Raw genomic sequence first — 25,900 nt, 5'->3', positions numbered from 1 at the left:
CTACGCGAACTCTATAACGCTCATGGCTTACCGCTTACTCTTCAACAGCCTGAAAAACGAACGGGTTCATGCAACGCGCTATCGCACGCATCGCGAAGCCGCAGCGGACTTGTTCGAATACATCGAAGTGTTTTACAACCGCAGTCGTCGTCATTCGTCGCTTGGCTTTGTGTCGCCGGACCAGTTCATGTGAGACTGGCTCGTGGCTCAGCGGGCAAAGGATGTGGCTGCATAACCCCGGGCCTCTGGAAGGCGAAAAACAGAGGGAAGGTCAATCTGGTGCACGAGGATCGGGTGCCTGACGAATCACAGGCGGAGGCCGCGTAACTCGCTGTGACAAAAAAGGAGACAAAGATGTTGATGAACGGGAAGGTTGGTCTGGTGACTGGTGGCGGTTCTGGAATGGGTAGGGCCGCTGCACTGGAACTCGCCAGGGAAGGGGCCACGGTTGTTCTGGCCGGTCGTGACGAAGACAAGCTGGTTTCGGTCCAGAAAGAGATCGAAGCCCTGGGTGGCCAGGCGGCAATCCTCCAGGCCGACGTTTCGAAGCGCGAAGACAATCAAGCGCTTGTTGAATTCGTGGAAAAAACGTTCGATCGCCTCGATTTCGCATTCAACAACGCCGGCGGGCACGGGGACTTCAAACCCATTCACGAAACGCCAATCGATGAAGCGGAATGGGTGATCGATCTGAACTTCAAGGGCGTGTATTACGGTGTCAAGTATCAGGTCGAAGCGATGCTGCGTTCTGGTGGAGGATCCATCGTCAATAACGCCTCGATCTTTGGATTGCGCGGTATGGATGGCATAGCCCACTATGTGGCGGCCAAGCACGCAGTGGTGGGGCTGACCCGTGCAGTCGCCAAGGAATACGCGGTTCAGAACATTCGCGTGAATGCTGTGTGTCCGGGAGCCACCGAGACGCCGAATTACATGCGCAGCACTGGTGGCGATGTCCATCTGCTGGATGCAATGATTCCGATGCATCGCATCGGCCAGCCCGACGAGGTTGCGAGTGCTGTGATATGGCTACTGTCAGATCGATCTCAGTACGTGACGGGAACGACCCTGAGCGTTGACGGTGGCATGACGATCTGAGATTGCAGGACGGGATCCCGTGGTGGTAATGCTCCACGGTTCGGGCCCCGGTGCAACTGGCTGGGCCAACTACTATCGAAACATTGACGCGTTTGCTGGTGCCGGATACCGCCTTCTGCTGATCAATATGCCGGGCTTCGGCAAGAGCGATCCGGTCGTCATCGACCGGGGCTCCCGTTCCGAATTCAACGGTCAGGTCGTTCGCGCTGCTTTGGACCAGATCCAGGTCGATAAGGTAAGCGTGGTCGGCAATTCGATGGGTGCCCACTCGGCTACGGCGTTTGCTTTGAAGAACCCGGAGCGGGTCAACCGTCTGGTCTATATGGGCGGCGGTACTGCTGGGCCCTCGATATTCGTTCCGCAGCCGGCTGAAGGGATCAAACTCCTGAACTTTGTGTACAGGGAACCCACGCTCGAAAACGTCAAGCGCATGATGAATGTGTTTGTCTACGATGCCTCGGCCCTGACCGACGATCTGCTGCAACAGCGGGTGGACAACATGCGGGCCAGCAAGCACCACCTGGATAATTGGGCGAAAAGCATGGCCGCGAATCCGAAGCAATTCTCGGACTATCAAACGCAACTCAACGAGATGAAGGCGCCTGCACTGATCATCTGGGGTCGGGAGGATCGCTTCCTTCCCTACGACATGGGCCTCCGTCTGATGGCGGTCTCCCCAATGCCGAATTCCACATGTTCAACCGCTGCGGTCACTGGGTGCAGTGGGAACACGTGGAAAAATTCAATCGCATGGTGTTGGATTTCCTGTCCAACTGAGAGTCCCTAACACGACCTGGATATCAAGCCATCGGCCCCTATCCATGGGGGCATCGCCACGGGTTACGTGATCGATGCGGCGGGCAGCTACGACTGGGCGTTCGGGATCGCCCGACTGCTTCTGCTCGCAGGCGCGACGGTGGTTCTGAACACGCTGCAACGTCTCTCAAATGGCCGTTCTTGGCGAGCCCCCCACAATTTCCCGTTGCGCGCGGCGGCGCGGGGCCTGTGGCAGACCCGCGGAGACCGTTTCTCACATCGACGCAACTAACTGCTTCGTATGACGACCCCCACGACCGCCGGACTCCGGCGCACCGCGATCGGGCGGGCAGGGTGCGCCGCCGCAGCCCGCATCGTGGCAGTCCATGAAGTGACGCGTGGGCCGGCGGGGACGGCTACTTGGCCGGACATCGCATCGGTCATATCGACCCGTTGAGAGTCCTTGTCGGACCTTCGCGACACCACTAGTAGGAAAACCAGCAGCGACATCGACATTGTGCGGATTCTCCGCTGCAGGTAAGGTGCGATCGGCACCCTCCAGGTCGCTTATTTCTCCGATCGAAATCGACTCTGGGAGACTTGCTTGGTACCCAAACGGTACCAACCGCCCTTACCCAGTGATCTTGGACTGAGATTCGTACCCGGTCGGATACGAGTTACTCGGAGCGCGCCGACTTGATTATCCTTCGTACCCGAGCGGAACTTTTTCTGTAGGCATCAGCCGCCTTGCTGCTATGATGTACCCGACCGGGTACGAACAGAAGGGCCACTTGTGGATCAATCGGATTTCCCCATAACGGACGTTGAGGAGCTTGGCAACATTGTTCGCGCTGCACGCATCGCGCAGGGGCTCACGCGTGATGACCTGGTCAACGTCACGGGGCTGTCGCCCAAATTCATTACGCATGTGGAGTCTGGAAAGCCGACAGCCCAGATAGGCAAGGTTTTCGTCTTGCTCTCCGAGCTGGGCATCATGCTCCGTGCTCAGACATCTGTCGCTATTTCGGCCAAGACAGCGGCGCAGGCCCGCCGCAAGCGTAGGAGCCCGAATGCCGAATAGGGAACTCGTAGCGTGGGCCAATGGCGAGCGCATGGGGGTCGTCGCAGACAACGACGACATCTGGTCGTTCACGTACGTCCCACAATGGCTCGCTGCCAAAAGCGCCTTCCCACTGTCGCCGGCGTTCCCGCTGCGGCAGGAGCCCTTTATCGACGGCTCAAGCAATCGTCCTGTGCAATGGTTCTTCGATAACCTGCTTCCCGAGGAGGGCATGCGCCAAGCGCTCGCACGCGAGGCGAAAATTGATGGGAGCGATGCCTGGGGCCTCCTCGGTTACTACGGTCGGGAATCGGCTGGCGCGCTCACACTGCTCGCGCCCGACGAAAAAGAGCCTCCTGGCGCATTGCGGCCGCTGTCGTTTGCCGATCTTGAGGTGCGGATTATCGCGATGCCGCAACGGCCTTTGACCGCTGACGCGCCCAAACGCATGTCGGCGGCAGGGGCACAGCCCAAGCTCCTCGTAACGATGCGCGGCGAGCCGCCCGTCTGCGAGCTCTTTGAACCGGAAGGCAGTGAGCCCTCGATGCAACTGCTCAAGCCGGACGCACGCGCGGTAGGCTATCCCCACTCTGCGATAAACGAGTTCTTCTGTATGCGACTTGCGCGAGCCGTGGCACTGCCCGTACCCGCGACGCACTTCGTACGCGTCCCGACACCGTGCTACATCGTCGACCGTTTTGACCGGGATACGACGGCGCAGCCAACGCGCCGACTGCACGTCATTGATGCAGCGCAGTTGCTCAACTTCTCGAAGGACTACAAATACGACGGCGCCAACGCGCAGCGGCTGCGAGAGGCCATAGACAGAACAAGTACCCGGGCAAATACCCGACTGGAGATTTTCCGGTGGGCCATCTTCAACGTGCTTGTCGGTAACGGCGACGCGCACCTGAAGAATCTTTCGTTTTTCGTGACGCCGCTCGGCTATACGCTGGCACCGTTCTACGACATCGTCAGCACGGCCGTGTACTACACCAGAACATATCAGCCGGAGCGCGCAGACCAGTGGCCGAACTGTGAATTGACCATGCAGGTAGGCGACGCCAGGCATTTTGCTGACATCTCAAGACAGAACATGTTGAAGCTGGCGGATGAACTCGGGGTCCCAGGAAGGGGCGCCGAACGCCTCCTTGACGGGATGCTAGAAGTGTTCCGTGCGCGCGTGGATGAGACATTCAACGCGGTCGTGAACATTGCGACGCCAGACGCGGGGGAGATGCGCCTGCTGAACTCAATACGCGCAATGCCGATTGCTGAGATGTCTCGGGCGCTCACTCACTGAGGCTTTTTCGACCCAATACGAGGGCTATGGCAGGTTGCAAACTGGAACGGCCATTCGCGCGGGGTCTCCGCCGTCAAGTTGTCGGCCATTGCGGACGTTCACGTGTGGGCTCTTGAGCGGCGGCTGACCAACGCCGTGCGGCCGTTCGCATTGGAGCGATAACCCCTCTTCTCAAGACGCGGAGCATGGCTACGGACGCACTCCGCTGCGAGCGGAAAAGAGCGTGCTCGAGCGCGGCGAAGCCATTCGGAGTGTTGCTAACGCTGATCACGATATGGTTCAACGGGAAGCACCCGCATGCGCCTTTCTTTTGGGGGCGGCTGCACAGATTTCCGGGCGACACTCGCGCGTTCACAGGGCGCGGGGTGTTGCCAACGCGCCGCTCAAACGGTTTTTTTAGCTTAGACTTCTTCCATGCTTTTCCGCTTGCGCAGCAAACCAACTCAGCTCGTCGTTCAAATAAGGTGTAGTGAGAACAGTTGCAGTTCGAGTACAAACCATTTGATATCATCGGCTCCTGAAAAATAGAATGCCTTCATCCTGACCTGCCCCCTTCAATAGGGCCAATGGTCTTCTAGCAAAGTCCCTTTAAACCAGCTCCTGGAATGCGGCAGGAGCATCCGCTGTTGCCCGATGTTTCGCCGCGAACTCCGATGGCGAGAGGTAATTCAGTGCGCTGTGCGGCCTCTGTTCGTTGTAGTCCTGACGCCATGCCGCGATGACGGCGCGCGCGTGGGCGAGCGTCGTGAACCAGTGCTCGTTAAGGCATTCATCGCGGAACTTGCCGTTGAACGATTCGATGTACGCATTCTGCGTCGGCTTGCCGGCCTGAATCAACTTCAGGGTGACGCCGCTCGCATAGGCCCACTGGTCGAGCGCGCGGCTCGTGAACTCGGGCCCCTGGTCTGTTCGCACCGCTTTGGGATAGCCACGGAAGCGGGCGGCACGGTCCAAAGCGCGAGCGACATACAAGCCCGAGATGCCGTGGTCGACGACGATGTCGACAGCCTCTTTCGTGAAATCGTCGACGATTGTCAGGCACTTCAGGCGCCGCCCATTGGCAAGCGTATCCATCACAAAGTCGATTGACCAAACCTCGTTGGGCGCGTTCGGCAGGGCTAGTTGCTCGCGTTCCATCATGACACCGTGGCGCTTGCGACGGCGCCGCACAGTCAGCCCCGCCTCACGATACAGGCCATACACCCGTTTGTGACTGGCGTGCGTGCCTTCGCGTTCCACCAAGGCATGTAGCCGACGGTAGCCGAAGCGGCGACGCTCGTGCGCCAGCTCCACCAGACGCGCCGTCAACGCTTCATTCTCATGGTCCGGCTTCGCCTCATAGTGCAACACGCTGCGAGAAAGCCCGACAAGCCGGCAGGCGCGGCGCTCCGAGATGTTGACCTTCTCCCGAATCGCCACCACTGCTTCGCGCTTGGCTTGCGGGCTCAGGGCTTTCCCTTGACGACAACTTTCAATGCTTCCATGTCGAGCATTGCCTCGGCGAGCAGCTTCTTCAGCCGCGCGTTCTCAGCCTCCAGGTCCTTCAGCCGGCGTGCGTCCGAGACCTCCATGCCGGCGAACTTCGCACGCCACGTGTAGAACGACGCGTCACTGAATCCGTACTTCCTGCACAGTTCCTTGACCGGCATCCCGGCCTCGGCTTCCTTCAGAAACCCGATGATTTGCTGTTCCGTAAAGCGCTTCTTCATGTTCGTCTTCTTCTCCGAAAACGAACTTTACTAGACTCCGGATGGCCCTGTTTGCGGGGGGGCAGGTCACGGCGAGCAAACGCTCGCCGAGACTACGGCGCTAGTTATTTCTCGCCATCCTTTTTGAAGCGTCGAGCAGTCGGGAAGTGACGGAAGTCATCGTATTTCTGGCCATAAATGAACGGGACGTACGCAGCGCGGTCGGTCAGGGTGTCGAACCAGGGAACGGTCCACGACGACTCGCCCTGCGAATAGTAGGCGTTCCCGACCTTCACGATGGGAATCGTGTGCAGCGGGTCCATGTCGTTGCCCGAGAATTTGAGCGTCGCATGACCCTCACGCCGCACTCGATACGCTTCGCGGTTCTTCATGCAGGTGAGGATGACGTCGTCCTGCAGTCCGAACCCACTCACGTGCGGAGTAGCCTTGAGTTCGAAGTCGAGACCTTCGAATTCGACCGGCCCGAGGTCCGGCCCAAACTCGCCCTCGATTTCGATAAGACGCGTGCCATTGCGCTCGCCATAGCCATACATCTCGTGGCCGTCCACATAGAGCTGCGCGAAGCCGGTCTTCTTGGGCTCTCCCCACATTTCGCGTCCAATGGAAACAGGCATGTCGCCGCTCACCAAGATGTAGAGCATCGTGGTGCCTTCGAACTGCTTGTAGCGGCAGCGAAGGAACACGATTGCACAGTCGAACTCCCCGCACATCGCGCTTTGCCAGCGAGATACATTTGCGTACGCGATGGGCTCGTCCGGAAGCTCGAAGCAAGGGGCGAGCACAGAGCGTAAGAATTCGCGAGTCGTCTCAAACTCGACCGTGATGCCTTCAGTCGTGAAGCGACCGTCAGCGAGCAGCTTCTCGATCTCCTTGACTTCATCCGGCGTCTTAACAAATCCCATGCTTGTCTCCTTTCAAATCCACTGTGTGAAGTGCTTTCGCGCGTGTGCGTGAAAGCACACGGACGCCAGGCACACGAATCATTCTTATGTCACGCACGAAGTGCGTCGGCGTTGGCCTGAAGCAGGTCAATTACTACCTTGGCGACCGCCGCCGATGAGGCCGGGTTCTGGCCAGTAATCAGCAGGTCGTCGACCACGCAGTGGTTTTGCCAGTCGGCCGCTTTGGTGTACGACGCGCCGAGGTTCTTCAGCTCAGTCTCGACAAGGTATGGGACGACTTTTTCAAGTTGAACTGCGGCTTCCTCGCTGTCGCTGAATGCCGTAACTTTTCGACCGCGTACGAGCGGTGCTCCGCTCGGAGTTTTGGCTTCGAGTAGAACGCATCCGGAATGACAAATCGCGGCGACCGGACGACCAGCAGCATGCAGGTTTTGAATCAGTCGAATCGAATTCGCGTCGTGGCGCAGGTCGAACAGCGGGCCATGGCCACCGGGATAGAGCACCGCGTCAATGGTGTCTGGCGTTACCATGTTCAACTTCTCGGTGTTGTCGAGAGCGGTGAGTAAGTTGCTGTCGCGCAGGTAGCGCTGGTAGACCGGTGTGTCCTTGATGGCGTCAATCGACAGTGGGTCGACCGGTACCTTGCCGCCTTTCGGAGAAGCGAGGCGGACGTTGACGCCAACGTCGAAAAACGCGTAGTAGGGCACGAGGAATTCCTCGAGCCACACGCCGGTTTTGCGTCCGGTGTCGCCGAGTACGTCGTGCGAGGTGAGGATGATGAGTGCGGTCATCGTAAAGTCCTTTGAAGCTTGCTCGAACGCGCCGCGTTATTGCGGCGCATTGGTTGGCGATGTCTACAGCCTGCGCGTTATGCAGCGAGTTGCTTCGCCCAGAGTTCTTGCGCCGTATCCCACGACTGTATGACGTGCGAGCCATCCTTTTTGACCCACGAGAGCGGGCCAACCATCTGCAGAACGAACGTGGTGTCTTCGCGCATTACTGTCTCGTCGTGCTCCGCGCCGGCCGCTTCGTAGATGAAGCCGTCTTTGATGCCGAGAACACCACCCACTTCGGGACCGCCGCGAACTTGAATCGCGCCGTCGAAAATCCAGCCTTCAGCCGGACCATGGTGAATGTGGGGTTGAAGTACCGAACCCTTCGGACAGAAGAAGAGAACAGTCCAGAAGGCCATTTCCGGTGAAACATGCAGAAGCTTCCATTTCACGCCACCGCTGTGGAAGTCCTCGGGAAAGTCCTGCCATGCAACTTGGTCGACCTGCACGTAGTCGTCTTGCGCTTTTGCCTTCATTTCGATGCCTCGCTTGGTGGGGATAGACGATTTTCAAGTTATCACCGTCATCAAGGCTTCCGTATCCACTTTCGGCAAGCCACTTCGCAGTAGGGGAATGCGAGCGCCACACGCGATTGTTTTCCTGTTCTCCTGAGAACATCGGTCCGCGTTTGATGGACCATTCTTTCCACCTGGGGAAAACCCACATCTTGACTCGACGAATGAGTTCGAATTGAAGACGACGTGTTTGAGGGGAATTGACCTGGAATGCTTATGGAGCATGGGTTTCGAACAGCGATGGCTTGCTGGAGTTTGCGTTCGACGCACTGTTCAAAAATGAAGGGAGCTGCGCTTCAATGCCCCCACGGTTGCCAAATCTGGCTACGTCCCAGAAAACTTTGACGGCATAGTTCACTCAACCACTGCGGACGCAGTTGTGGAATTTAACTGCTCTATCGGGCACTTCCTTCAAAGGTGAAAACATGGCGAAAACCGTAGGCGTTATTGGCACCGGACTCATGGGGTCGGCCCTCGTCAACACGTTGTTGAAGGCTGGAACACAGGTTACGGTCTGGGATGGTCGCAAAGAGGCGACGGCAGGTGTGGTGAAGAACGGTGCAAAGCTGGCTGAGTCGTTTGTCGAACTTGTGAACGGAAACGACGTCGTCATCTCGATTGTCAGCAGCGCGTCCATTGGCGCTAACCTTTTCCGCGAGCACGCGGCACAGCTGAAACTGGATGGTAGATACATCGCGAATCTGAGCACCGCGATGCCGGAAGACGGCGAAGCTTTTCGTGAAATCGTCGAAGGCAATGGTGGCCGTTTTATCAACGCGGCTATTTCTTCCTATCCGGACCTCATTGGCGGCCCGTACACGGCCATTCAGTATTCCGGCAAGGAGGATGTCTGGCGCGCGGTCGAGTCGACGCTTACGCCATTGGCACCGGAAGGCACCATCTACACGGGCACGCGCCTGGATGTGCCGTGTATCGTCGACGCAGCAATGACCGGCAGCTTTTACGCCGTCGGCCTCGCCGGTTTTCTCGAAGCAGCGGCCTATGCGAGAGCGCGTGGTGTCTCGCCATCGCAACTCGGTGACTTCGCGGACAAGATGCTGGACCTCGTACGCTACAAGGTTCACAAGAGCATTCGTGAAATCGAAGCTAACAACTTCGAAACCATCCAGGCGACGGTCGATGTTTACCTTGATGCCGTGATTCAGTGGCGCGATGCTCTGAAGGACGCCGGCCTCCGCGCGAGCCATATCAGCGCCTTGGCCGATGACCTCACCGTCACGCAGGAAGCGGGCTACGGGTCGCTCGGCTTCACCGCGCAGTTCAAGGTGGCGTCAAAGACGAACTGATTCTGAGCATGCGTGGGAAGGGAGCAATCTGAAAGCTCAGGTTGCTTTCTTGTCGGCAACTAGCTTTGAGGATGTCGTCGATGGACGTATTGCTGGGAAGCGTGGTCAATCGCTTGGTGCTCATTTCAAAATCTCGCGAAAAAGTTTGCGTGATTCCTTTATACAAACGGTTGAGAAGTGGTCATATCCGGTTTTGGCAACCAGGTAGCAACACCCAATGTTTCGACATGTACGGTCAGGCAGAGGGGCTCGGAGCATAGGTATGAGTCTGCAGGTAGCGCGTCGCACAGAGCAGGCGGAAAACCAGGCGGACCGCATCCTCGCTCTATGCGGCAGGGAGCGGGCAGCGTTTTGGTCTTCGGGCGGCCCGGTGCGACCGGTGCCCCGTGCTCGCCGGGCGCAGGTCTTCCGCGACATCCTGGGGGGGCTGTCAGTGCGCCGTGTCACGGGGCGGCGTAATCGAGCCGGGTATGGGCGGCGTAATGGAGCCAGCAGAAACGGGGGTAAAGCGCAGATTCGAACGGGCTCAAGAATGCGGTTTTTTGCCCGATTTGGTAACCGCGTTTTCACTGCTTCCTGGCATCGGTTTGGGTTTGCGGAAGCTCTCGTCTTCGATCACGACGCGATAGGCGCCGTGGCGTAGCCGGTCCAGCGTCGCGGCGCCCAGAATGCGATTGTCGGGGAACGCGTCGTCCCATTCGCTCAGATCTAAATTCGACGTGAGGATTGACGCCGCGCGCTCGTATCTGGCGGCGATCAGATCATGGAAGTCTTCGTCGTGCGGTGGGTGCAGCGGTTTGACGGCGAAGTCGTCAATGATGAGCAGCGGCACGCGTACGAACTGCTGGAACTTGCGCTCGTACAGGCCCGTGGCGCGGGCCGCGTGCAGCTTCTTGAGCAGGTCAGTCTGCGAGATGAACAGCACGTCACGCCCTTGCCGGGCCGCACAGTGGCCCAACGCCTGCGCTAGATGGGATTTGCCGACGCCTGTCCCGCCGACCAGCAAGACACAGACCCTCTCGTCGATGTAGCGGCCGGTTGCCAGATCGTGGATGTAGGTTCGGTTGAGCTTGGGCACCAGATCGAAGTTGAACGTCTCGAGCGTCTTGCCCATCGCGAAGCCGGCACGGGCCGTACACCCAGCTTCTTCGTGTCGCGCCGCGCGATTTCGTCGTGCAGCAGCATGGCGAGGAACTCGGTGTAGGCAAGCTGGCCGTCAATGGCTTCGCGGTTTCGCTGTTCGAGCGAGTCGAGGATGCCGGAGAGGCGCAGCTGCTTGAGGATGGGGTTCAGTTCGGGGCTCGGATTCATGGCTGGTTCAATGGATCAGAAGGGATTGAAGGTCGCGGCCGAAGCGACCGCCGTTCAGGTAGGTATCGGTGGGCGCCGTCGTGGTCGATGGCGTCGCAGCCTCGCTGTCGAGCCCCTTGTCGAGGATCGTCTTGATGGTGCGATACTGGGGACTGGAGAACGCGAGCGCACGCTCGCACGCGGCGTTCAGGCGCATATCGCCAACCTTCTCGCGCAGGCGCACGATGCCCTGTGCGCCGCGCAGGTTCTCAAGCACCGTGTTGTTGAACATCGCGAGGATGACGGCATGGCAGGCAGGCCCGATATCCTTCGCACGCGCGAGGCACCACTGGGGATCGTGCTCGAGCCAGGCCTGTGCCTCGGGCGGCTGGTGGTCGCGCACGGTGTGGCGGTCCCCCGGCTTGCGTAGCCGTGGATGGGTTGCGACGAGCTCGTGCCGGTGGAACGCCTGCACGACCGTGTCGGTGGCCTTGAGCCACAGCTGCTTGCCGACCAGCGTGAAGGGCACTGAGTACAGCGCCTTCTTGTAGACGACGTGCCCGTCCGTATGCACCTTGACCTCGGACCACACGGCCAGTACCGGCGGCACGTCGGGCAGGCGCGTGAGCAGCGGCCGCTCGATCGCAAAGCGCGTGAGCGGTTGCTCGTGCGTGGTGCCGTGATCGCGCACGCCGCCCTGCTGCAGGATCCACTCGTGCAACTGACGGTTTGCGTCGGCCAGATCGCGGAACTCGCGTAGTGGTACGAAGGACTTCTTGACGTACTTGACTCCGGATTCAACGATTCCCTTCTTGGCTGGGTCGTACGGCGGACATGGATCGATGCGGAAACCATATGCTTCGGCGAGCCCCGCGTAGGAGCGCTGGACTTCGGGGCTATGCATGCAGTGCCGGATGATCGCGCACTTGGCGTTGTCGATCGTCACCCGGGAAGGACAGCCGCCGAACCATTTGAAGGCGCGGCGATGACAGGCCAGCCACGTCTCGACGGTCTGGTCCAGTACAACCTCGGCATACTGGTGCCGGGACCAGCACAGGGTCATGACGAAGATCCACGTCTTGAGCGGGATACCGGACTCGTGCGTGAGCACGGGGCCGGCGCCGAAATCAACCTGGGCGGCTTCGGCGGGCGCGAACTCCAATATCGTCGTCGCCTTGACGACGCGTTCGGCCGCCAGACGGCGCAGCATGCGCTTCACGGCATCGTAACTGCCGGTATAGCCGTGATTGCGCTGAAGGGCTGCATGGATTGTGGTGCCCTGGACGCCGGCGTCAAGCCACTCGCGAACCTGCTCGCGGTACGGCTCCACCGTGGAAATGCTACTGCGTGGCACCTGTCTTGGAACGCCGCTGACGACGTACGCGATCTCTGCGTCATCCGGCATGGGCTGCGCCGGATCGAGCCAGCCTCGCGACTGGGCTTCCTGCCGTAGGGCTGCAAGCTTGGCTCGGCCCATCAGGCATCGCCGCGCGATGTCGCGGTCGGAATCACCGCGTCGCATGCGCACAAGGATGTGACCAACTGGTTGCGGGTTTCGGTTCACTGCGAACGGAAGAACCACGATGGACGCTGATGATCGCGCGAAGTCAGGCGCATCGTTGCAAGAAACGACAGTTATTCGGCATCGACGCCTGCATTATGATCAGGAATGAAAATTCACAATGGGCGTGAGTATTCATGACGCGTAGCGCCCTCAGCCAAATACGAATCGTCGATGATTCAGCAGTAGTGGCGCAGGTTGATCATCGTATAGGCAAGCGTCTTGAACGCGTAGTGCATATCACTAATGCGTTCAAAGCGTAGCAGCAGACGGCGGAATTTGTCCTCCCAGGCGAAGACCCGCTCAATGGTCCTGAAACGCTCCTCGAAGATGGCCGGATCATAGCGCTGCTTGCGGCCGCGCTTCGGTGTTTTGCGCCCGCGTGGATTCTCGGGGATGTTTGGGATCATGCCGCGGTTGAAAATCGCCTTGCGGTTGACCCTGCAGTCGTAGACGCCATCCAGGCTGAGGATTGAACAGCGCAGGTCCGCGCCAATGGCGCGTGCCATCGCGGTAAGACTGGGCAGCGCGTCGCGCAACAGCGGCGATTCGTTGCGGTTGCCGGGAGCGCTGATAAATGGAGCAATGACGTTGCAGTTGCGATCGCACAAGGCCACCACCTTGTCGCCCTTCATATGCTTGTGCCCGCTGTATCCGAGATTGTCGCCGCCTTTCGTCGCAGCCGTCGTGGTACCGTCGCCGTGGATGACCGAAAGATCAAGCCGCCGGTCCTTATGAAGTTGCTGAACCGAGCCCGAAAAGATGGCATCGATGCAACCGTCGTCCTGCCAGCGACGAAACATCCGGTAGATACGCGTATAGTGGATTTCAGGGTCACCTTCTGCATTCCTCTCGATCGGCAGCATCTTCCATTGACAACCCATATACAGTGCCTGCAGGATGTAGTTGAAGATTTTGTGCAAGGCCAGTGTGGGGGAAGGTCCGCGCCGGCCCAGGCTCAGATGCGGCCAGACAAATTGCTCGAACTGCTCCAGGCTCAATCTTGTTGGAATCACTTGCCAGCATGGACTTCGGGTCATTCGCTGTGTCCAGAAATCTAGACTCTACCCGATCAGGTGCCGCCGGCCCGAAACCCACTCCGGAGCTGACTCGCAGACAAATTCAACGATCTCGGAAAACTAGCAACCAGTTGAAACCGACCAAGCAGTTGTCGGTGAGCCTTATCGAAGGGGGCCACCTGCAGTTGGAGGAGGAATGAGGCTGATAGCTGTGCCATGTCATCCGAAACAGGATTGACGACCATGCAGGCAGTGATCTGCTTTGCAGACCTCGTGAACCACCATACGCGCGCCGGCACCGGCGGTCAATTCAATTCTGGTAACCGTATTGGCGTCGCCCTGCGGTTCCCTTATCAAGGTATAGTGGGATTCCCCCCCCGGAGTGACCAACATGCCGATACGACCGCTTCTTCTCTACAGGGGGTACGAACTTCATCCCCTCGTCTTCGCTCGCACATTCAGTCGCTTTGACGGACATTCCCGTTACGACGAAGGGTATGACATTGCGGTACGGATATGTCGCCCGGGCGCGATAGCGACCTCTGCCGCAAGCCGTGTTTTCAGGCCGAACCAGGCTCACGCATTCTCCGACTTCGGTATGGCGAGGCGTGCCGCCCGGCAGCATGGAAAAGACATCATCGACGGAAAGGTGGGCGGTTCTTCGGTCGTCGATATGTGAAAGCGCAGCTGGCGTGTGACATCAGCCGATTTGCTCCGGCGGCGAATTGCGCTTTCCTTGATGCCGCCTTGACCGTAGCTGCTTCTGCAATGCGGTTCTGGCGCCGTGCATCCTTAGGCGCATTTCCTTCGTTCGTGCAAACGCGGCGGATGCCCGTGGCGAACCGCGAACCGTACGCACCCTTCCAGACTGGTGTCACCTTCATGCAAAGTAACCGTACCGAAATTCCGTACTACCTGGTTTTACGCGCCGGCTGTCTGCCGTACGTTTTGAACGCTGACCGCCATGTCGTGCGCCGCGAGGCAAGCCTTCTTCTGCGGGCGTTCGCGAGAGCGCAGGGTGTGCCGACCTCAATCGAGGACGACGCGTGGAACGCCTTTTCCGGCTCGGAAGCCATTTTGCTCATTGAGCGCGCGCAGATGCTGGCCTACGCACTGGTTCGCGGGACCGAAAGCGAACATCAACTCCGGTTACTGGCTGCGCTCTGATTGCACCAACGTGCGTATTCGTTGTGGACTGCGAGCACATCCATTCGTGCGCACATTTGCTGATCATCTTTCAGCATGTAGAGCCATCAACCCAATGGAGCGCCCCATGTAACGGACGATCGGGTATCGCGGGTTCGAGATTCACGTCTAACCCAGCCGGTCTGCAGAGGATCTCTACGAGATAACGTTTCGGACCAGGGCCGCCACAACCAGCACGAGGTGGGCGAATGCGGTGTCCAATTTCCATCGACCTGTCGCATAGCCGTGCGCCGCGTGCCGTCATGGCGCTATGACAAGCAAGCCCATCTCAGTACCTCCTCGCATACCCTTCGCGCCACAGGGCAGCACCCACGGAAGTCAGCAACGCAACGTCAGCTGCGCCCAGATCATCCCATGCACTGGCCAGCCATTTTGCAAAGCTCGCGCAGGCATGATCCAGATCGACCACGGCGCGACCTTCGCGATTCAGTTGCTCGAAGACAGAGATCACATCATCAGGGGTCATCGTCGTTCCCTCGTTGAGACGTTCGGCAGCCTGCGTGCAATTCTTAAGGCCGCCCCCAAAATCGATTCGCTCCGTCTCTGCGGCACGTAGCAACGCGCCAGTCGGCGGGTGTCCGGGTGAACTGAAGCGCTTCACTTACGAGCGTCGCGTAAACAGGCGGATGGCAACGGTTGAGCCTTTGCAATGCCGTTCTCCGCCGCTGGACGACAATGCCCTGTAAGTGAAGGAGCCGTGGCGGCCCCCTGCATATTGATCAATCGACCAACGCCAGACAAGCGATGGGGCATCGAATTACGATTCCGGACCAATCAGAACATCAACTGCGGCCTGACCCGCAATCTCCGCTACGAGGTACGCCCAGCGCTCTGAGAACGGACCATGTCGAACGGGAACGACAGCCCCGTCGATGCTGGTGCGGCCAACGTTATGGCCCTCTATTCTGAACGTCACACTGTACATATCCTGAGCAACCTCGGTGAGTGCCACATGGATCTCGAAACCCCGATAGGTGATCAATCGATTCATCTCTGCTCCTGGGTCGCGGACCTGGCGCACGGCGCGGATCGTATGAATATCCGAGGCACAATGCACTCTACACGTCCGCAATCTAATCGCGTTTCAGATTGCATTCCGGCAGATCCTGAATGTAATGCCAAGGCCGCAGTGACACTGGCAGGCGGACCCTCGTTGCCCACGTTTTCGCCAAGGTCCGAGGCTCCGCTCCCAGATTGCACATTGCGACGGTTCAAGTTTCACGTAATTCTGCGAGTGCCGAGGCGGACGGTCCTATTCTAACCGTAGCTCTCTTTCGCCAACCACTGACTGCAGGGTGCCAAACGCGTTCCATTCCACCAATCCAGCCTGCCTGCGCCGCCGCGCAAGACGTCGTTGGGAGTAGTCGCGCGTCCGTTGTCTTTGTTCGCCGCGCGGCTCGCGTCTCGTGTTCCTTGTTAGGTCCCTTACAGATCAATTCATCGACGGCTCTTTGAAATTGAGCGGGTTAGATAGTTAGTTACGAGAAGACTGCAGGTAGCAGCCGCCACTACAAAAGAGAAGATGAAAAAAATGCTTGCGATCCATTCAAGGACTGTGGCGACGACGGCTGCCATTTTGCTTTTTCCCGATCTGCGTCCTGCACACGCGAGGCGCCCGTGCTTCTAGCAAGACTCCTCGGTGTAAATCGAGCGCGGCCAAGCCTCGTGGACATGACTTGGCGCATCCCGGACAAGTGCCGTACGGGACTTTCCCGTTCGGTCGCATGTGCTGAATCTCCATGCATGCGCTGTGGCTCATCTCATTCCGCTCGTGTTTGCCAGAGAAGCGCGTCACACGGATAGCACCATTCCGGTCGACGGCATTCAGCGTAGCATGAGTGCGCACAAGGGACGCGGTTAGCCCAAGGCAGCGACTTAGCCGCGCCTGGATGGCGTGGCATCTGTTTGACGGTCGACGGTCGAATGAAACAGCCCGAGGATCGCTTGCGCATTGTCATGCGGTCTGTTCATCCCAGTCTAAACGCGCCTTTCCAGGGTACCCCTCCACGGCTCTGGTGCAAATAGGGTCGGGGCAATCGGTTAGAGTTGTCGGAGCAAAATGAACTGATGAACCGCGATGAGCAAGCTGAAGAGTCTGGAGGAGTTGTTCGGTGGACGTCATTTTGATCGGGAGATCATCATTCTGTGCGTTCGCTGGTATCTGCGCTACAAGCTCAGCCTGCGCGATCTGGTCGAGATGATGGCCGAACGGAAATTATCGCTGGCTCACACGACGATCCTGCGCTGGGTGAGACGCTATACGCCCGAGTTCGTCAAACGCTGGAACCGCTTTGCTACGCCAGCTGGTCGCTCGTGGCGCGTCGACGAGACCTACCTGAAGATTCGCGGCAAATGGGTCTACCTGTACCGGGCGGTGGATCGGGCTGGCCAGACGGTGGACTTCCTGCTCAGGGCGAAGCGCGACGTGGCCGCGGCCAAAGCCTTTTTCAGCAAGGCCATCAGGCATCAGGGCCAGTCGCCGGAGACCATCACGCTCGACGGCTATGCGGCCTCGCACCGCGCGGTGCGCGAAATGAAGGCCGATGTTCTGCTGCCTGAAGACACGAAGGTCCGGTCCTCAAAATATCTGAATAACTTGATCGAACAGGACCATCGTCACATCAAATCGAGAACGAACGTGATGCTTGGATTCAAGCGGTTCAGGAGCGCCGCGACCACAATTTCAGGCATCGAATTGACGCATCGCATTCGCAAGGGTCAGTTCGATCTCACGGAACTCGGCCTCAAGGAGGTCACTGCGCCCGCCGTATGGAATGCGGTCCTTTCTACTATCCTTCTTATAGGAACCTTCTAAACCTGCTTTCCTATTTGCACCAGAACCCCGTCAACCACCGCAATCAGGATGTCCTGGCAGCCACGGGCCTTCAGTTCGTTGAACACCTTGAGCCAGAACTTCGCGCCTTCGGTCTGCTCGATCCACAGGCCCAGTACATCGCGCTGGCCATCGGCCTGAATGCCCAGTGCCAGATAGACCGCCTTGTTGCTGACCACGCCGTCGTCGCGGATCTTGACGCGCAAGGCGTCGAAGAACACCACCGGGTACATCGCATCGAGCGGACGGTTCTGCCAGGCCAGCGTTTCGGCCATCGTTCCATAGATCGATATGGCCGCCGCTTGCGCTCTCCGCGCTCTCACCGTCGCGTGTCCAATATTGCGAGAATTGAACAATCCCGGTACGCCCCTTGAACTTATCTTGCCAGTCAGGCCCGGTTATGTTCTCAGGACTTCGGCAGTCCGGCAAAGGGTTGTAGCTTGAGCCATTGTCCCATTTCATCGGCGCGCGTTGCCGTTGCCTTTCCATCCAGGATAATGCGGCCGATGGTCGGCTGGCCTGATGAAGGCTGTACCAGCCTGGACGAAAACGACTTCATATTAATCCCTACACGATGAAGCGTAACGCTCATGCGAATGGCGCATTGATTGTGGTATGCGGGATTGTCGTACGGATTGCCGCCTGGATAGTTCGCCCAAAGCTCGGTGAACGTCACGACCTTCAGTGGAACTTCCTTTATCGAACCTGGCGTGTTGTTCGTCTGTACAACAGTTTTCTTATTCGGCATTGCTCCATCCTTCATGGCTTAGTGCTTCATCGCCCCAGTGAATCTCGTAGGCGTCTGCGCTATTGGTGTGGATGCGAGGCAAATGACCGTTGCCGTCCGCACGGCCGCATATGGTTTGCCCGTCGGGCTTCTTGATAAGGTACGGGTAGCCCTGTAAAGACACGTTGCGCGCGCTCACCGTTACCTGTTCGTCGTACTCGCCGGTAGATTGCTGTTTGAGCGGTTCGCCGCCCTGTATGCAGCCCATTGCCTCCGGTTCATGCGATTCGAACGTATGCCACGCGCTATCCTGCGACGCGCTCATGACCGGAGGCGGGTCGCATTTGCAGATGCAGATATCGCCGTCGAGCGCTTGTTGTTTTCCATGCATCGTCGCGTTCTGGTGCGGACCCGTCGCGCCGATGACGCCTTCTGACTTGCAGCATTCGCACCTCACCCTCGCGCCGATGAACGCGGTGCGTGCATTTGTCGATGCCCTCCAGAACCACGCCGCCGTTAGCGGACCTATGCCCCGTTCGCAAGAGTGCCCGCTTCATTTCGTACCTCCCGCACGGTGTTTCTGTTGTTCCCACATTTGCAGCCCTCTTGGTCGACGAAAGCGGCCGGCGACTATGGCCGCCGACAGATCGAGCGAGATTTCACCCAATCGGGCAATGTCAACATGGAGGCAAAGACACGAGCCATCAGAAAGAGACGAAAACGGGATGCGAACAATGCGTACTGAATTGCCGAGAGTTAATGGTTTGACTGTCGATAAATCCGACCTGAGATAGCGAACTATTCGGACGGTCGAACTTTGACCCGAGTATTCGAGTGCTCGCGCACTAGCGGCCGCCAGCCTTCAGTGGGCTAGGGAATACCCGCGCTATGCCGCCGGCACCCCAGTCAAACCAACCGCCACCCAATAGTCCCAACAGACGATGTTGCCCCCGTCCCCGGCGGCCAGAATAGACCTCACTACAACGGGCTTTCTGGAGGGGCGAAGATGAGCGAAGTGCGAGCGTTGGGCTACGTCGTCGTGCAGTCGGCGCAGGTGGACAAGTGGCGCGACTATGCGCGGGACGTGCTCGGCATGGAGGTGCTTGAGGCGAATCAGGGCACGAATGAAGCAAGCAGCGCGCTCTACCTCAAGATGGACGAGCGCGATTTCCGCTACCTGATCGTGCCAGGCGACGAAGACCGCTATTTCGCCTCGGGCTGGGAACTGGCCGACGAAGCGTCGCTCGTCGCACTGGTCGCACGGCTCGAACAAGCGGGCGTCGAGCCGCGTCGCGCCAGCGCCGAAGAAACCGCGCTGCGCCGCGTCCAGGCGATGGTCTGGTGTCTCGATCCCTCCGGCAACCGCCACGAATTCTTCTGGGGCATGCGCTCGGACTTCCGCCGCTTCGTCTCTCCCGTGGGCGTGCCGGGTTTCGTGACCGGCGCGATGGGCCTCGGCCACACGGTGCTGCCCGCACCGGCGTTCGACGCCACCGACACGTTCCTGCGCGATGTGCTGGGCTTCGCGCTCTCCGACATCTACCGCGTGCGCTTTTCCGCCGATCCGGCCGAGCCCGAAAAGCGCATCCACTTCCTGCATTGCGGCAACGCGCGCCATCACAGCCTCGCGATCATGGACCTCGCCGTGCCCTCGGGCTGCATCCACGTGATGGCCGAGGTACCCGCCATGGACGAGGTGGGCCGCGCGCTCGACCGCATGAACGCGCACGGCGTGAGGCTCTCGGCCACGCTCGGCCGCCACTGCAACGACCACATGACCTCGTTCTACATGAAGACGCCGGGCGGCTTCGACCTGGAATACGGCTATGGCGGCCTGCAGGTGGACTGGCGCGAGCACAGCGTCTACGAAGCCACGCGCGTGAGTCTCTGGGGCCACGATTTCAGCATCGGATTTGGAGGATAACTGATGAAAACGCTCGATAAACGCCTGAGCGCACGCGACGTGGTCGCGCAGCTCGAAGACGGCATGACCATCGGCATCGGCGGATGGGGTCCGCGTCGCAAGCCCATGGCGCTGGTGCGCGAGATCGCGCGCTCGTCGCTGCGCGATCTCACCGTGGTCGCCTATGGCGGCCCTGATGTGGGTCTGCTGTGCGCCGCCGGCAAGGTCAAGAAGGTGGTGTTCGGCTTTGTTTCACTCGACGTGATTCCGCTGGAGGCGCATTTCCGCCGCGCTCGCGAGACCGGTGCGATCGATGTCTGGGAACTCGACGAGGGCCTGCTGCAACTGGGCCTTCGCGCCGCCGCCGCGCGCTTGCCGTTCCTGCCCACGCGCGTGGGCCTCGGCACCGATCTGCTGCGCCATGCGCCGCATCTGCGCACGGTTCGCTCGCCTTATGACGATGGCGAAACCCTGCTCGCGATGCCGGCCATCGAGCTCGACGCCGCGCTGCTGCACGTCAACGCCGCCGACGCGATGGGCAATACGCGCATCGACGGTCCCGATCCGTTCTTCGACGCCTGGTTCGCGCGCGCCGCGAAGCGCACCTTCGTGAGCTGCGAGACGCTTTCGGAGTCGCTCGCGAGCGCGGATCTCGAAGCGGCGCGCCGCAATCCGTTCGAGCGCTCGCTCGTGACGGGCGTGGTGCACGCGCCGTGCGGCGCGCATCCCACTTCGTGCGCGCCGGCCTACGGTTGGGATCTGCCGCATTTGAAGGCCTATAGCGCCGCTGCGGCGAGCCCGGAACAAACCGCCGCGTATCTGCGCGACGTCGTGGGCCCCGACGAGTCCGCCTGGTTGGCGGGCGCGGGCGGACCTTCCCATATCGCGGCGCTGCCGCTGCCGATTCTGTAAAGGAGCGAGCGTGAACGAAGCAATCGACTATTCCCTCGCCGAGCTGATGATCGTCGCCTCGGCCAGACTCTGGCGCGATGACGGCGAAGTGCTGGCCACCGGCATCGGCACGGGGCCGCGCCTCGCGGCGGGCCTCGCGCGCCTCGCGTACAACCCCGGCCTCATGCTCACCGATGGCGAGGCTTATCTCGTCGAAAACCCCGCGCCGCTGGGCCCGCGCGATTCGACTTATCGCGTGGCGGCGAGCGGCTGGATGACCTACGAGCGCGTGTTCGACTGCGTGTGGCACGGTCGCCGCCACGCACTCGTCATGCCCACGCAGATCGACCGCTTCGGCCAGGCCAACATCTCGTGCCTCGGCAGCGACTACGCGAAGCCGAAGACGCAACTGCTGGGCGCACGCGGCTTTCCGGGCAACAGCATCAATCACGCGAACTCGTTCTTCGTGGCGGGCCACAGCACGCGCACCTTCGTGGCCGGCGAGGTCGACATGGTGTGCAGCGTGGGCTACAACCCGGCGCGCGAGATCGAAGGCATGCGCGCGTTCACGGATCTGCGCGCGGTGGTCACCGACCTCTGCGTGATGGACTTCGGCGGCCCGGACCACACGGTGCGCGTGCGTTCGCTGCACCCGGGCGTGAGCTTCGAAGAAGTGCAGGCGGCCACGGGCTTCCCGCTCATCGCTGCCGACGACATCGGCACGACCGCGCCGCCCAGCGCCGAGGACCTGCGCATCGTGCGCGCCCTCGACCCGCATAACCTGCGCGCAGCGATCCTGCGAGACAACCCCGCGCCGCGGCGCGTGTAAAGCGAAGCGAGGCCATCATGCAGGACAGTCTTTCGCACAACGATGAAGTCGTGCTTTACGAAGTGAAGGATGGCATTGCCACCATCACGATGAATCGCCCCGAGTACCACAACGCGCAGAACTCGCAGATGACTTATGCGCTCGACGCGGCGTTCAAGCGCGCGTCGCACGACGACGCCGTGAAGGTCATCGTGCTCGCGGGCGCGGGCAAGCATTTTTCGGCGGGGCACGACATCGGCACGCCGGGGCGCGACATCGACAAGTCGTTCGAGCGCCAGTCGCTCTGGTACGACCACGTGAACAAGGAAGGCGGCGAATTCCTCTACGCACGCGAGCAGGAAGTCTATCTGGGCATGTGCCGCCGCTGGCGCGACTTGCCCAAGCCGACCATCGCGATGGTGCAGGGCGCATGCGTGGCGGGCGGCCTGATGATGGCGTGGGTGTGCGATCTGATCGTCGCTTCGGAGGATGCCTTCTTTGCCGATCCGGTCGTGCGCATGGGTATTCCCGGCGTGGAGTATTTCGCGCATGCCTATGAGTTGAATCCGCGCATCGCCAAGGAGTTCCTGTTCCTCGGCGAGCGCATGAACGCGCAGCGCGCCCAGCAGATGGGCATGGTCAATCGCATCGTGCCGCGCGAGTCGTTGCACGAGAGCGTTCACGAAATCGCCGCGAAGATTGCAGCGATGCCGCGCCTTGGCCTCACGCTCACCAAGCAGGCGATCAACCACGTGGAAGAACTGCAAGGCAAGCGCGCGGCGATGGATGCCGCGTTCGCCTGGCATCACTTCGCCCATGCGCACAACGAACTCGTGAGCGGCGACCGCCTGGGCGGCTATGACGCGCGCAAGATGGCGCAGTCGCAGCGAACGCCCGACGCGCAGCAAGCGAAGCAAGCCGCGCCGGAGAGCACGTCATGAACGCGCTTATGTCCGCCGTGCCTGACGCACTGCGCACGCCGCTCACGGACCTGCTCGGCTGCCGTTACCCGGTCGTGCAGACGGCGATGGGCTGGGTGGCCGATGCACGCCTCGTCGCGGCCACCTGCAATGCGGGCGGTTTCGGTTTTCTCGCGGGCGCGACGCTGGAGCCGGATCGCGTGGAGGCCGAGATCCTGCGCGTGAAATCGCTCACCGACCGGCCCTTCGGCATCAACCTCCATATGTTCCAGCCCAACGCGGCGCAGGTCGTGGATCTCGCGATTCGCCACCGGCTGCGCGCGGTGAGCTACGGACGCGGCCCCGATGAGAAGACGATCCGCCGCTTCAAGGACGCGGGCGTGCTCTGCATCCCCACGGTGGGCGCGCCCAAACACGCGGCCAAGGCCGTCGAACTCGGCGCGGACGCGGTGACGGTGCAGGGCGCCGAAGGCGGCGGCCACACCGGCTCGGTGCCGACCACGCTGCTGCTGCCGCGCGTGCTCGACGCCGTGCAGGTGCCGGTGATCGCGGCTGGCGGTTTCTTCGACGGGCGTGGTTTGGCCGGCGCGCTCGGCTACGGCGCAGCGGGCATTGCGATGGGCACGCGCTTTCTCATGACCGAGGAATCGCCCGTGCCGCGCGAAACGCTCTCGCGCTATGTGAACGTGAAAGATCCGGCGCAGATCCGCGTTTCCGCGGCGCTCGACGGCCTGCCGCAACGCATGATCGACAACCCGTATCTGCTGCATCTGGAATCGCTCCGGCCGCTCTCCCGCACGCTCTTCGCGCTGCGCACCGCGCAGGCTTGGCGCAAGCAGAACGGCCTGTCGCTCGCGCAGATGGCGTCCATCGGCATGAAGGCGCTGCGCGAGCACGGCTATACCGCGAGCCAGACGCTCATGGCCGCGAACGCGCCATACCTGATCCAGCGCGCGATCGTCGAGGGGCAGCCCGACGAAGGCGTGCTGCCGGGCGGCCAGGCGGCCGCGATGATAGGCGCGATCGAGCCGTGCGAGACGGTGATTTTGCGCATCGTGCATGAGGCTTGCGAGCGGCTGGATGCGCTTGCGGCGCTACGCGGCGAGAGCGCGCGAGCGCAAGCCACCACGGTGCGTGTGTAACGAATATTCACCACCCATTCACGAGATGAGGGACGGGGACATGACACAAGCAAGCCATAACGGAACAACACAGGGGGCGACCCCGGCCACCACCGCCCAAAGCGGACGGCAGCCGGCCTTTTCGATCGCGCGCGTGGGCAAGGACGGGGCGGTGGCCGAGCTCGCGCTCGAGCGCCCGCCCGTCAACGCGCTCGACAGCGAGGACTGGTACGCGCTCGCCGCCGCCATCGACGCGCTTGGCCGCGACGAGAGCGTACGTGTGATCGTGCTGCGCGGCGTTGGCCGTGGCTTCTGCGCCGGCGTCGACATCAAGGAACTGTCCGCGCATCCCGAGCGCATCGTCGCGGTGAACGCGGGCAACTACGCCACGTTTCGCGCCGTGCACCGCAGCCCGAAGCCGGTGATCGCGGCTGTGCATGGTTTCGTGCTGGGCGGCGGCATCGGCATCTGCGGCGCTTCCGATATCGTCGTGGCCTCGCAATGCGCGCGCTTTGGCGTGCCCGAGATCGACCGCGGCGCGATGGGCGGCGGCGCGCATCTGCAAAGAATGTTCGGCGTGCAGAAGGTCCGCGCGATGTACTTTACGGGCGACATGGTGGGCGCCGACGAGGCATGGCGGCTGGGCGCGGTGGAGCGCGTCGTGCCGCGCGAGCAGTTGCGCGAGGCGGCACTCGAACTCGCGCAGCGCATTGCCGAAAAGAGCGGCACGATGCTCGCGCTCGCGAAGGAGGCGCTCAACGGCGTGGAAGACGGTGACCTCGAAAGCAAGTACCGCTGGGAGCAGGGCTTCACGCTTCAGGCCTACATGTCGAACGATTCGACCGAGGCGCGCAGCGCCTTCGTGGAAAAGCGCGAGGCGAAATTCGAATCCGCACAACTCGCACAATCCGCACAACCCGGCGAGGCTCGCGCATGAAGCTCGACTACACCCCGCAACAACGCGCGCTCCGCGAGGAAATCCGCACGTGGCTCGCCGGGCACGTGCCGCGCAAGCCGCTGCCGAGCTTCGACACCGAAGCGGGTTTCGCTGCGCATCGCGAGTGGGAGCGCACGCTGCATTCGGGCCGCTGGAGCATGGTCACCTGGCCGCGCGAGCTGGGCGGGCGCGGCTGCGACCTGATCGAGTGGTTGATCTTCGAAGAGGAATACTGGCGAGCCGATGCCCCCATGCGCGTGAACCAGAACGGCATCTTCCTGCTCGGCCCCACGCTGATGGACTTCGGCACCGACGAGCAGAAGGCGCGCTTCCTGCCCGCGATGGCCTCGGGCGAGCATGTGTGGGCGCAAGGCTGGTCCGAGCCGAACGCGGGTTCGGACATGGCGGCGATCCGCTCGAGCGCGTTCCGCCACGGCGAGGACTACGTGCTCAACGGCCAGAAGATCTGGTCGACGCGCGCGGTCTGGGCCGACTGGATGTTTGGCCTGTTTCGCAGCGACTCGCAGTCCACGCGCCACCACGGCCTCACATTCCTGATGGTGCCGCTCAATGCGCCGGGCGTGACGGTGCGGCCGATCAAGCAGTTGAACGGGCAGACCGGCTTTGCCGAGATTTTCTTCGACGACGTGCGCGTGCCAGTGGCGAACCGCATCGCGGGCGAGGGCATGGGCTGGCACGTGGCGATGGCGACGGCGGGTTTCGAGCGCGGCCTGATGCTGCGTTCGCCCGCGCGCTTCCAGCGCACGGCCGAGTCGCTGCGCGAGTTGCTCCTGGCGCATCCCGAGGCGGCGCGGCGCGACCCGTCGCTGCGCCAGCGCGTGGCCGCGGCGTGGATGGACGCCCAGGCGTATGCGCTCTCCACCTACATGACGGCGAGCCGCTTGCGGAAGGGCGGGCATATTGGCCCGGAATCGAGCACCAACAAGGTGTTCTGGTCGGATCTGGATTTGCGGATGCACCAGACCGCGCTCGACATCCTGGGTTCGCAGGCGGAGGTGATGCCGCACGGCGACGAGGCGCACGCGCATCTGGGCAACTGGCTCGACGGTTTCCTGTTCGCACAGGCCGGTCCGATCTACGCGGGAACCAACGAAATCCAGCGCAACATTGTTGCCGAACGCATGCTGGGCATGCCGCGCGGGTAGCGAAAACAACGACGCAGCAGTTGGTCGCCGTATGG

Annotated in this window: 23 protein-coding genes and 5 pseudogenes; 16 read left to right on the top strand and 12 right to left on the bottom strand. The window is 61.0% G+C overall.

Annotated elements, in window-relative coordinates; genetic code table 11:
• Positions 1 to 40: 40 nt before the first annotated feature.
• The 5 genes and pseudogenes from PWP93_RS31740 to PWP93_RS31720 all read left to right on the top strand — a co-directional run.
• A pseudogene (locus tag PWP93_RS31740) lies at positions 41 to 193 on the top strand (IS3 family transposase); the annotation flags it as partial.
• 161 nt (positions 194 to 354) lie between these two features.
• A complete protein-coding gene (locus PWP93_RS31735; RefSeq protein ID WP_421047538.1) occupies positions 355 to 1,098 on the top strand; it encodes an SDR family NAD(P)-dependent oxidoreductase in 744 nt (247 codons plus the stop codon).
• A 22-nt stretch (positions 1,099 to 1,120) separates the two neighbouring features.
• Positions 1,121 to 1,875 (top strand): annotated as a pseudogene (locus PWP93_RS31730) (alpha/beta fold hydrolase); the annotation flags it as partial.
• A gap of 772 nt (positions 1,876 to 2,647) precedes the next feature.
• Entirely contained in the window at positions 2,648 to 2,935 is a 288-nt protein-coding gene (locus PWP93_RS31725; RefSeq protein ID WP_421047537.1) for a transcriptional regulator, read from the top strand.
• Entirely contained in the window at positions 2,925 to 4,217 is a 1,293-nt protein-coding gene (locus PWP93_RS31720) for a HipA domain-containing protein (protein ID WP_421047536.1), read from the top strand. The genes PWP93_RS31725 and PWP93_RS31720 overlap by 11 nt, the downstream gene beginning before the upstream one ends.
• 588 nt (positions 4,218 to 4,805) lie before the next feature.
• On the opposite strand, the gene PWP93_RS31715 is transcribed toward PWP93_RS31720, so the two are convergent.
• From PWP93_RS31715 to PWP93_RS31700, 4 genes are all read right to left on the bottom strand, one after another.
• Positions 4,806 to 5,926 (bottom strand): IS3 family transposase gene (locus PWP93_RS31715; RefSeq protein ID WP_421047535.1). Its coding sequence is split into 2 segments (ribosomal slippage): positions 4,806 to 5,668 and positions 5,668 to 5,926, totalling 1,122 coding nucleotides; the frame shifts between segments, so codons are not numbered across the junction.
• A gap of 104 nt (positions 5,927 to 6,030) precedes the next feature.
• Positions 6,031 to 6,828, bottom strand: coding sequence for an acetoacetate decarboxylase family protein (locus tag PWP93_RS31710; RefSeq protein WP_421047534.1), 798 nt, complete (start codon positions 6,826 to 6,828; stop codon positions 6,031 to 6,033).
• An 89-nt stretch (positions 6,829 to 6,917) separates the two neighbouring features.
• Positions 6,918 to 7,619, bottom strand: a complete 702-nt coding sequence (locus PWP93_RS31705) for a type 1 glutamine amidotransferase domain-containing protein (protein ID WP_421047533.1) — start codon at positions 7,617 to 7,619, stop codon at positions 6,918 to 6,920.
• Between the two features lie 77 nt (positions 7,620 to 7,696).
• The gene (locus tag PWP93_RS31700) at positions 7,697 to 8,137 is read right to left on the bottom strand and encodes a cupin domain-containing protein (protein WP_421047532.1); all 441 of its coding nucleotides are present in this window, start codon (positions 8,135 to 8,137) and stop codon (positions 7,697 to 7,699) included.
• Positions 8,138 to 8,601: 464 nt separating this feature from the next.
• Between PWP93_RS31700 and PWP93_RS31695 the strand changes: the two genes are divergently transcribed.
• The gene (locus PWP93_RS31695; protein WP_421047531.1) at positions 8,602 to 9,483 is read left to right on the top strand and encodes an NAD(P)-binding domain-containing protein; all 882 of its coding nucleotides are present in this window, start codon (positions 8,602 to 8,604) and stop codon (positions 9,481 to 9,483) included.
• Positions 9,484 to 10,009: 526 nt separating this feature from the next.
• On the opposite strand, the pseudogene istB reads toward PWP93_RS31695, so the two are convergent.
• From istB to PWP93_RS31680, 3 genes and pseudogenes are all read right to left on the bottom strand, one after another.
• Positions 10,010 to 10,794 (bottom strand): annotated as a pseudogene (gene istB, locus PWP93_RS31690) (IS21-like element helper ATPase IstB).
• Between the two features lie 7 nt (positions 10,795 to 10,801).
• Positions 10,802 to 12,295: an IS21 family transposase gene (istA, locus tag PWP93_RS31685; protein ID WP_421047725.1), complete on the bottom strand. Its 1,494-nt coding sequence runs from the start codon at positions 12,293 to 12,295 to the stop codon at positions 10,802 to 10,804.
• A 218-nt stretch (positions 12,296 to 12,513) separates the two neighbouring features.
• The gene (locus PWP93_RS31680; RefSeq protein ID WP_421047530.1) at positions 12,514 to 13,374 is read right to left on the bottom strand and encodes an IS5 family transposase; all 861 of its coding nucleotides are present in this window, start codon (positions 13,372 to 13,374) and stop codon (positions 12,514 to 12,516) included.
• Positions 13,375 to 13,744: 370 nt separating this feature from the next.
• On the opposite strand from PWP93_RS31680, the gene PWP93_RS31675 reads away from it, so the two are divergent.
• Together PWP93_RS31675 and PWP93_RS31670 are read left to right on the top strand one after the other, a co-directional pair.
• Complete coding sequence (locus PWP93_RS31675; RefSeq protein WP_421047529.1) at positions 13,745 to 14,032, top strand: hypothetical protein; 288 nt, start codon at positions 13,745 to 13,747, stop codon at positions 14,030 to 14,032.
• Positions 14,033 to 14,235: 203 nt separating this feature from the next.
• Positions 14,236 to 14,520 (top strand): hypothetical protein, encoded by a 285-nt coding sequence (locus tag PWP93_RS31670; RefSeq protein ID WP_421047724.1) that lies wholly within the window; start codon positions 14,236 to 14,238, stop codon positions 14,518 to 14,520.
• Between the two features lie 307 nt (positions 14,521 to 14,827).
• Here the strand turns inward: PWP93_RS31670 and PWP93_RS31665 are convergent, their stop codons facing one another.
• Together PWP93_RS31665 and PWP93_RS31660 are read right to left on the bottom strand one after the other, a co-directional pair.
• Positions 14,828 to 15,025, bottom strand: a complete 198-nt coding sequence (locus PWP93_RS31665; protein ID WP_411187418.1) for a hypothetical protein — start codon at positions 15,023 to 15,025, stop codon at positions 14,828 to 14,830.
• A gap of 291 nt (positions 15,026 to 15,316) precedes the next feature.
• The gene (locus PWP93_RS31660) at positions 15,317 to 15,550 is read right to left on the bottom strand and encodes a hypothetical protein (RefSeq protein ID WP_421047528.1); all 234 of its coding nucleotides are present in this window, start codon (positions 15,548 to 15,550) and stop codon (positions 15,317 to 15,319) included.
• Between the two features lie 1,086 nt (positions 15,551 to 16,636).
• Here PWP93_RS31660 and PWP93_RS31655 point away from each other — a divergent pair.
• Positions 16,637 to 17,374 carry an IS6 family transposase gene (locus PWP93_RS31655; RefSeq protein ID WP_421047527.1) on the top strand — a complete coding sequence of 246 codons (738 nt, stop codon included), beginning with the start codon at positions 16,637 to 16,639 and terminating at the stop codon, positions 17,372 to 17,374.
• Between the two features lie 23 nt (positions 17,375 to 17,397).
• Here the strand turns inward: PWP93_RS31655 and PWP93_RS31650 are convergent.
• The 3 genes and pseudogenes from PWP93_RS31650 to PWP93_RS31640 all read right to left on the bottom strand — a co-directional run.
• Positions 17,398 to 17,667 (bottom strand): annotated as a pseudogene (locus PWP93_RS31650) (transposase); the annotation flags it as partial.
• A pseudogene (locus tag PWP93_RS31645) lies at positions 17,660 to 18,140 on the bottom strand (type VI secretion system amidase effector protein Tae4); the annotation flags it as partial. The pseudogenes PWP93_RS31650 and PWP93_RS31645, both read right to left, overlap by 8 nt.
• Positions 18,130 to 18,444: a hypothetical protein gene (locus PWP93_RS31640; RefSeq protein WP_421047526.1), complete on the bottom strand. Its 315-nt coding sequence runs from the start codon at positions 18,442 to 18,444 to the stop codon at positions 18,130 to 18,132. The gene PWP93_RS31640 and the pseudogene PWP93_RS31645, both read right to left, overlap by 11 nt.
• 681 nt (positions 18,445 to 19,125) lie before the next feature.
• Between PWP93_RS31640 and PWP93_RS31635 the strand changes: the two genes are divergently transcribed.
• The 7 genes from PWP93_RS31635 to PWP93_RS31605 are packed head-to-tail and all read left to right on the top strand — an operon-like array spanning position 19,126 to position 25,865.
• Positions 19,126 to 20,043, top strand: a complete 918-nt coding sequence (locus PWP93_RS31635) for a VOC family protein (protein ID WP_421047525.1) — start codon at positions 19,126 to 19,128, stop codon at positions 20,041 to 20,043.
• Between the two features lie 3 nt (positions 20,044 to 20,046).
• Positions 20,047 to 20,934 (top strand): CoA transferase subunit A, encoded by an 888-nt coding sequence (locus PWP93_RS31630; RefSeq protein ID WP_175195112.1) that lies wholly within the window; start codon positions 20,047 to 20,049, stop codon positions 20,932 to 20,934.
• A gap of 46 nt (positions 20,935 to 20,980) precedes the next feature.
• Positions 20,981 to 21,742: a CoA-transferase subunit beta gene (locus PWP93_RS31625; protein WP_421047723.1), complete on the top strand. Its 762-nt coding sequence runs from the start codon at positions 20,981 to 20,983 to the stop codon at positions 21,740 to 21,742.
• A gap of 17 nt (positions 21,743 to 21,759) precedes the next feature.
• Positions 21,760 to 22,662, top strand: coding sequence for an enoyl-CoA hydratase (locus PWP93_RS31620; protein WP_421047524.1), 903 nt, complete (start codon positions 21,760 to 21,762; stop codon positions 22,660 to 22,662).
• Positions 22,659 to 23,783 (top strand): NAD(P)H-dependent flavin oxidoreductase, encoded by a 1,125-nt coding sequence (locus tag PWP93_RS31615; RefSeq protein WP_421047523.1) that lies wholly within the window; start codon positions 22,659 to 22,661, stop codon positions 23,781 to 23,783. The genes PWP93_RS31620 and PWP93_RS31615 overlap by 4 nt, the downstream gene beginning before the upstream one ends.
• A gap of 40 nt (positions 23,784 to 23,823) precedes the next feature.
• The gene (locus tag PWP93_RS31610) at positions 23,824 to 24,699 is read left to right on the top strand and encodes an enoyl-CoA hydratase family protein (protein ID WP_421047522.1); all 876 of its coding nucleotides are present in this window, start codon (positions 23,824 to 23,826) and stop codon (positions 24,697 to 24,699) included.
• Positions 24,696 to 25,865 carry an acyl-CoA dehydrogenase family protein gene (locus tag PWP93_RS31605; RefSeq protein WP_421047521.1) on the top strand — a complete coding sequence of 390 codons (1,170 nt, stop codon included), beginning with the start codon at positions 24,696 to 24,698 and terminating at the stop codon, positions 25,863 to 25,865. Before PWP93_RS31610 ends, PWP93_RS31605 begins: the two co-directional genes overlap by 4 nt.
• Positions 25,866 to 25,900: the final 35 nt, after the last annotated feature.

Origin of the sequence: Paraburkholderia sp. A1RI-2L, assembly GCF_048957375.1 — a bacterium.
Lineage (GTDB): Bacteria > Pseudomonadota > Gammaproteobacteria > Burkholderiales > Burkholderiaceae > Paraburkholderia.
Note: the sequence above shows the minus strand (reverse complement) of the source record. Positions and strands in the feature narration are given on the sequence as shown.

Excerpts from the sequence above, each read along its gene's own strand:
- PWP93_RS31735 (WP_421047538.1), top strand. The coding sequence starts at position 355 with ATGTTGATGAACGGGAAGGTTGGTCTGGTGACTGGTGGCGGTTCTGGA.
- PWP93_RS31720 (WP_421047536.1), top strand. The coding sequence starts at position 2,925 with ATGCCGAATAGGGAACTCGTAGCGTGGGCCAATGGCGAGCGCATGGGG.
- PWP93_RS31710 (WP_421047534.1), bottom strand. The coding sequence starts at position 6,828 with ATGGGATTTGTTAAGACGCCGGATGAAGTCAAGGAGATCGAGAAGCTG.
- PWP93_RS31705 (WP_421047533.1), bottom strand. The coding sequence starts at position 7,619 with ATGACCGCACTCATCATCCTCACCTCGCACGACGTACTCGGCGACACC.
- PWP93_RS31700 (WP_421047532.1), bottom strand. The coding sequence starts at position 8,137 with ATGAAGGCAAAAGCGCAAGACGACTACGTGCAGGTCGACCAAGTTGCA.
- PWP93_RS31695 (WP_421047531.1), top strand. The coding sequence starts at position 8,602 with ATGGCGAAAACCGTAGGCGTTATTGGCACCGGACTCATGGGGTCGGCC.
- istA (WP_421047725.1), bottom strand. The coding sequence starts at position 12,295 with ATGCGACGCGGTGATTCCGACCGCGACATCGCGCGGCGATGCCTGATG.
- PWP93_RS31680 (WP_421047530.1), bottom strand. The coding sequence starts at position 13,374 with ATGACCCGAAGTCCATGCTGGCAAGTGATTCCAACAAGATTGAGCCTG.
- PWP93_RS31675 (WP_421047529.1), top strand. The coding sequence starts at position 13,745 with ATGCCGATACGACCGCTTCTTCTCTACAGGGGGTACGAACTTCATCCC.
- PWP93_RS31670 (WP_421047724.1), top strand. The coding sequence starts at position 14,236 with ATGCAAAGTAACCGTACCGAAATTCCGTACTACCTGGTTTTACGCGCC.
- PWP93_RS31665 (WP_411187418.1), bottom strand. The coding sequence starts at position 15,025 with ATGACCCCTGATGATGTGATCTCTGTCTTCGAGCAACTGAATCGCGAA.
- PWP93_RS31660 (WP_421047528.1), bottom strand. The coding sequence starts at position 15,550 with ATGAATCGATTGATCACCTATCGGGGTTTCGAGATCCATGTGGCACTC.
- PWP93_RS31655 (WP_421047527.1), top strand. The coding sequence starts at position 16,637 with ATGAGCAAGCTGAAGAGTCTGGAGGAGTTGTTCGGTGGACGTCATTTT.
- PWP93_RS31640 (WP_421047526.1), bottom strand. The coding sequence starts at position 18,444 with ATGAGCGCGTCGCAGGATAGCGCGTGGCATACGTTCGAATCGCATGAA.
- PWP93_RS31635 (WP_421047525.1), top strand. The coding sequence starts at position 19,126 with ATGAGCGAAGTGCGAGCGTTGGGCTACGTCGTCGTGCAGTCGGCGCAG.
- PWP93_RS31630 (WP_175195112.1), top strand. The coding sequence starts at position 20,047 with ATGAAAACGCTCGATAAACGCCTGAGCGCACGCGACGTGGTCGCGCAG.
- PWP93_RS31625 (WP_421047723.1), top strand. The coding sequence starts at position 20,981 with ATGATCGTCGCCTCGGCCAGACTCTGGCGCGATGACGGCGAAGTGCTG.
- PWP93_RS31620 (WP_421047524.1), top strand. The coding sequence starts at position 21,760 with ATGCAGGACAGTCTTTCGCACAACGATGAAGTCGTGCTTTACGAAGTG.
- PWP93_RS31615 (WP_421047523.1), top strand. The coding sequence starts at position 22,659 with ATGAACGCGCTTATGTCCGCCGTGCCTGACGCACTGCGCACGCCGCTC.
- PWP93_RS31610 (WP_421047522.1), top strand. The coding sequence starts at position 23,824 with ATGACACAAGCAAGCCATAACGGAACAACACAGGGGGCGACCCCGGCC.
- PWP93_RS31605 (WP_421047521.1), top strand. The coding sequence starts at position 24,696 with ATGAAGCTCGACTACACCCCGCAACAACGCGCGCTCCGCGAGGAAATC.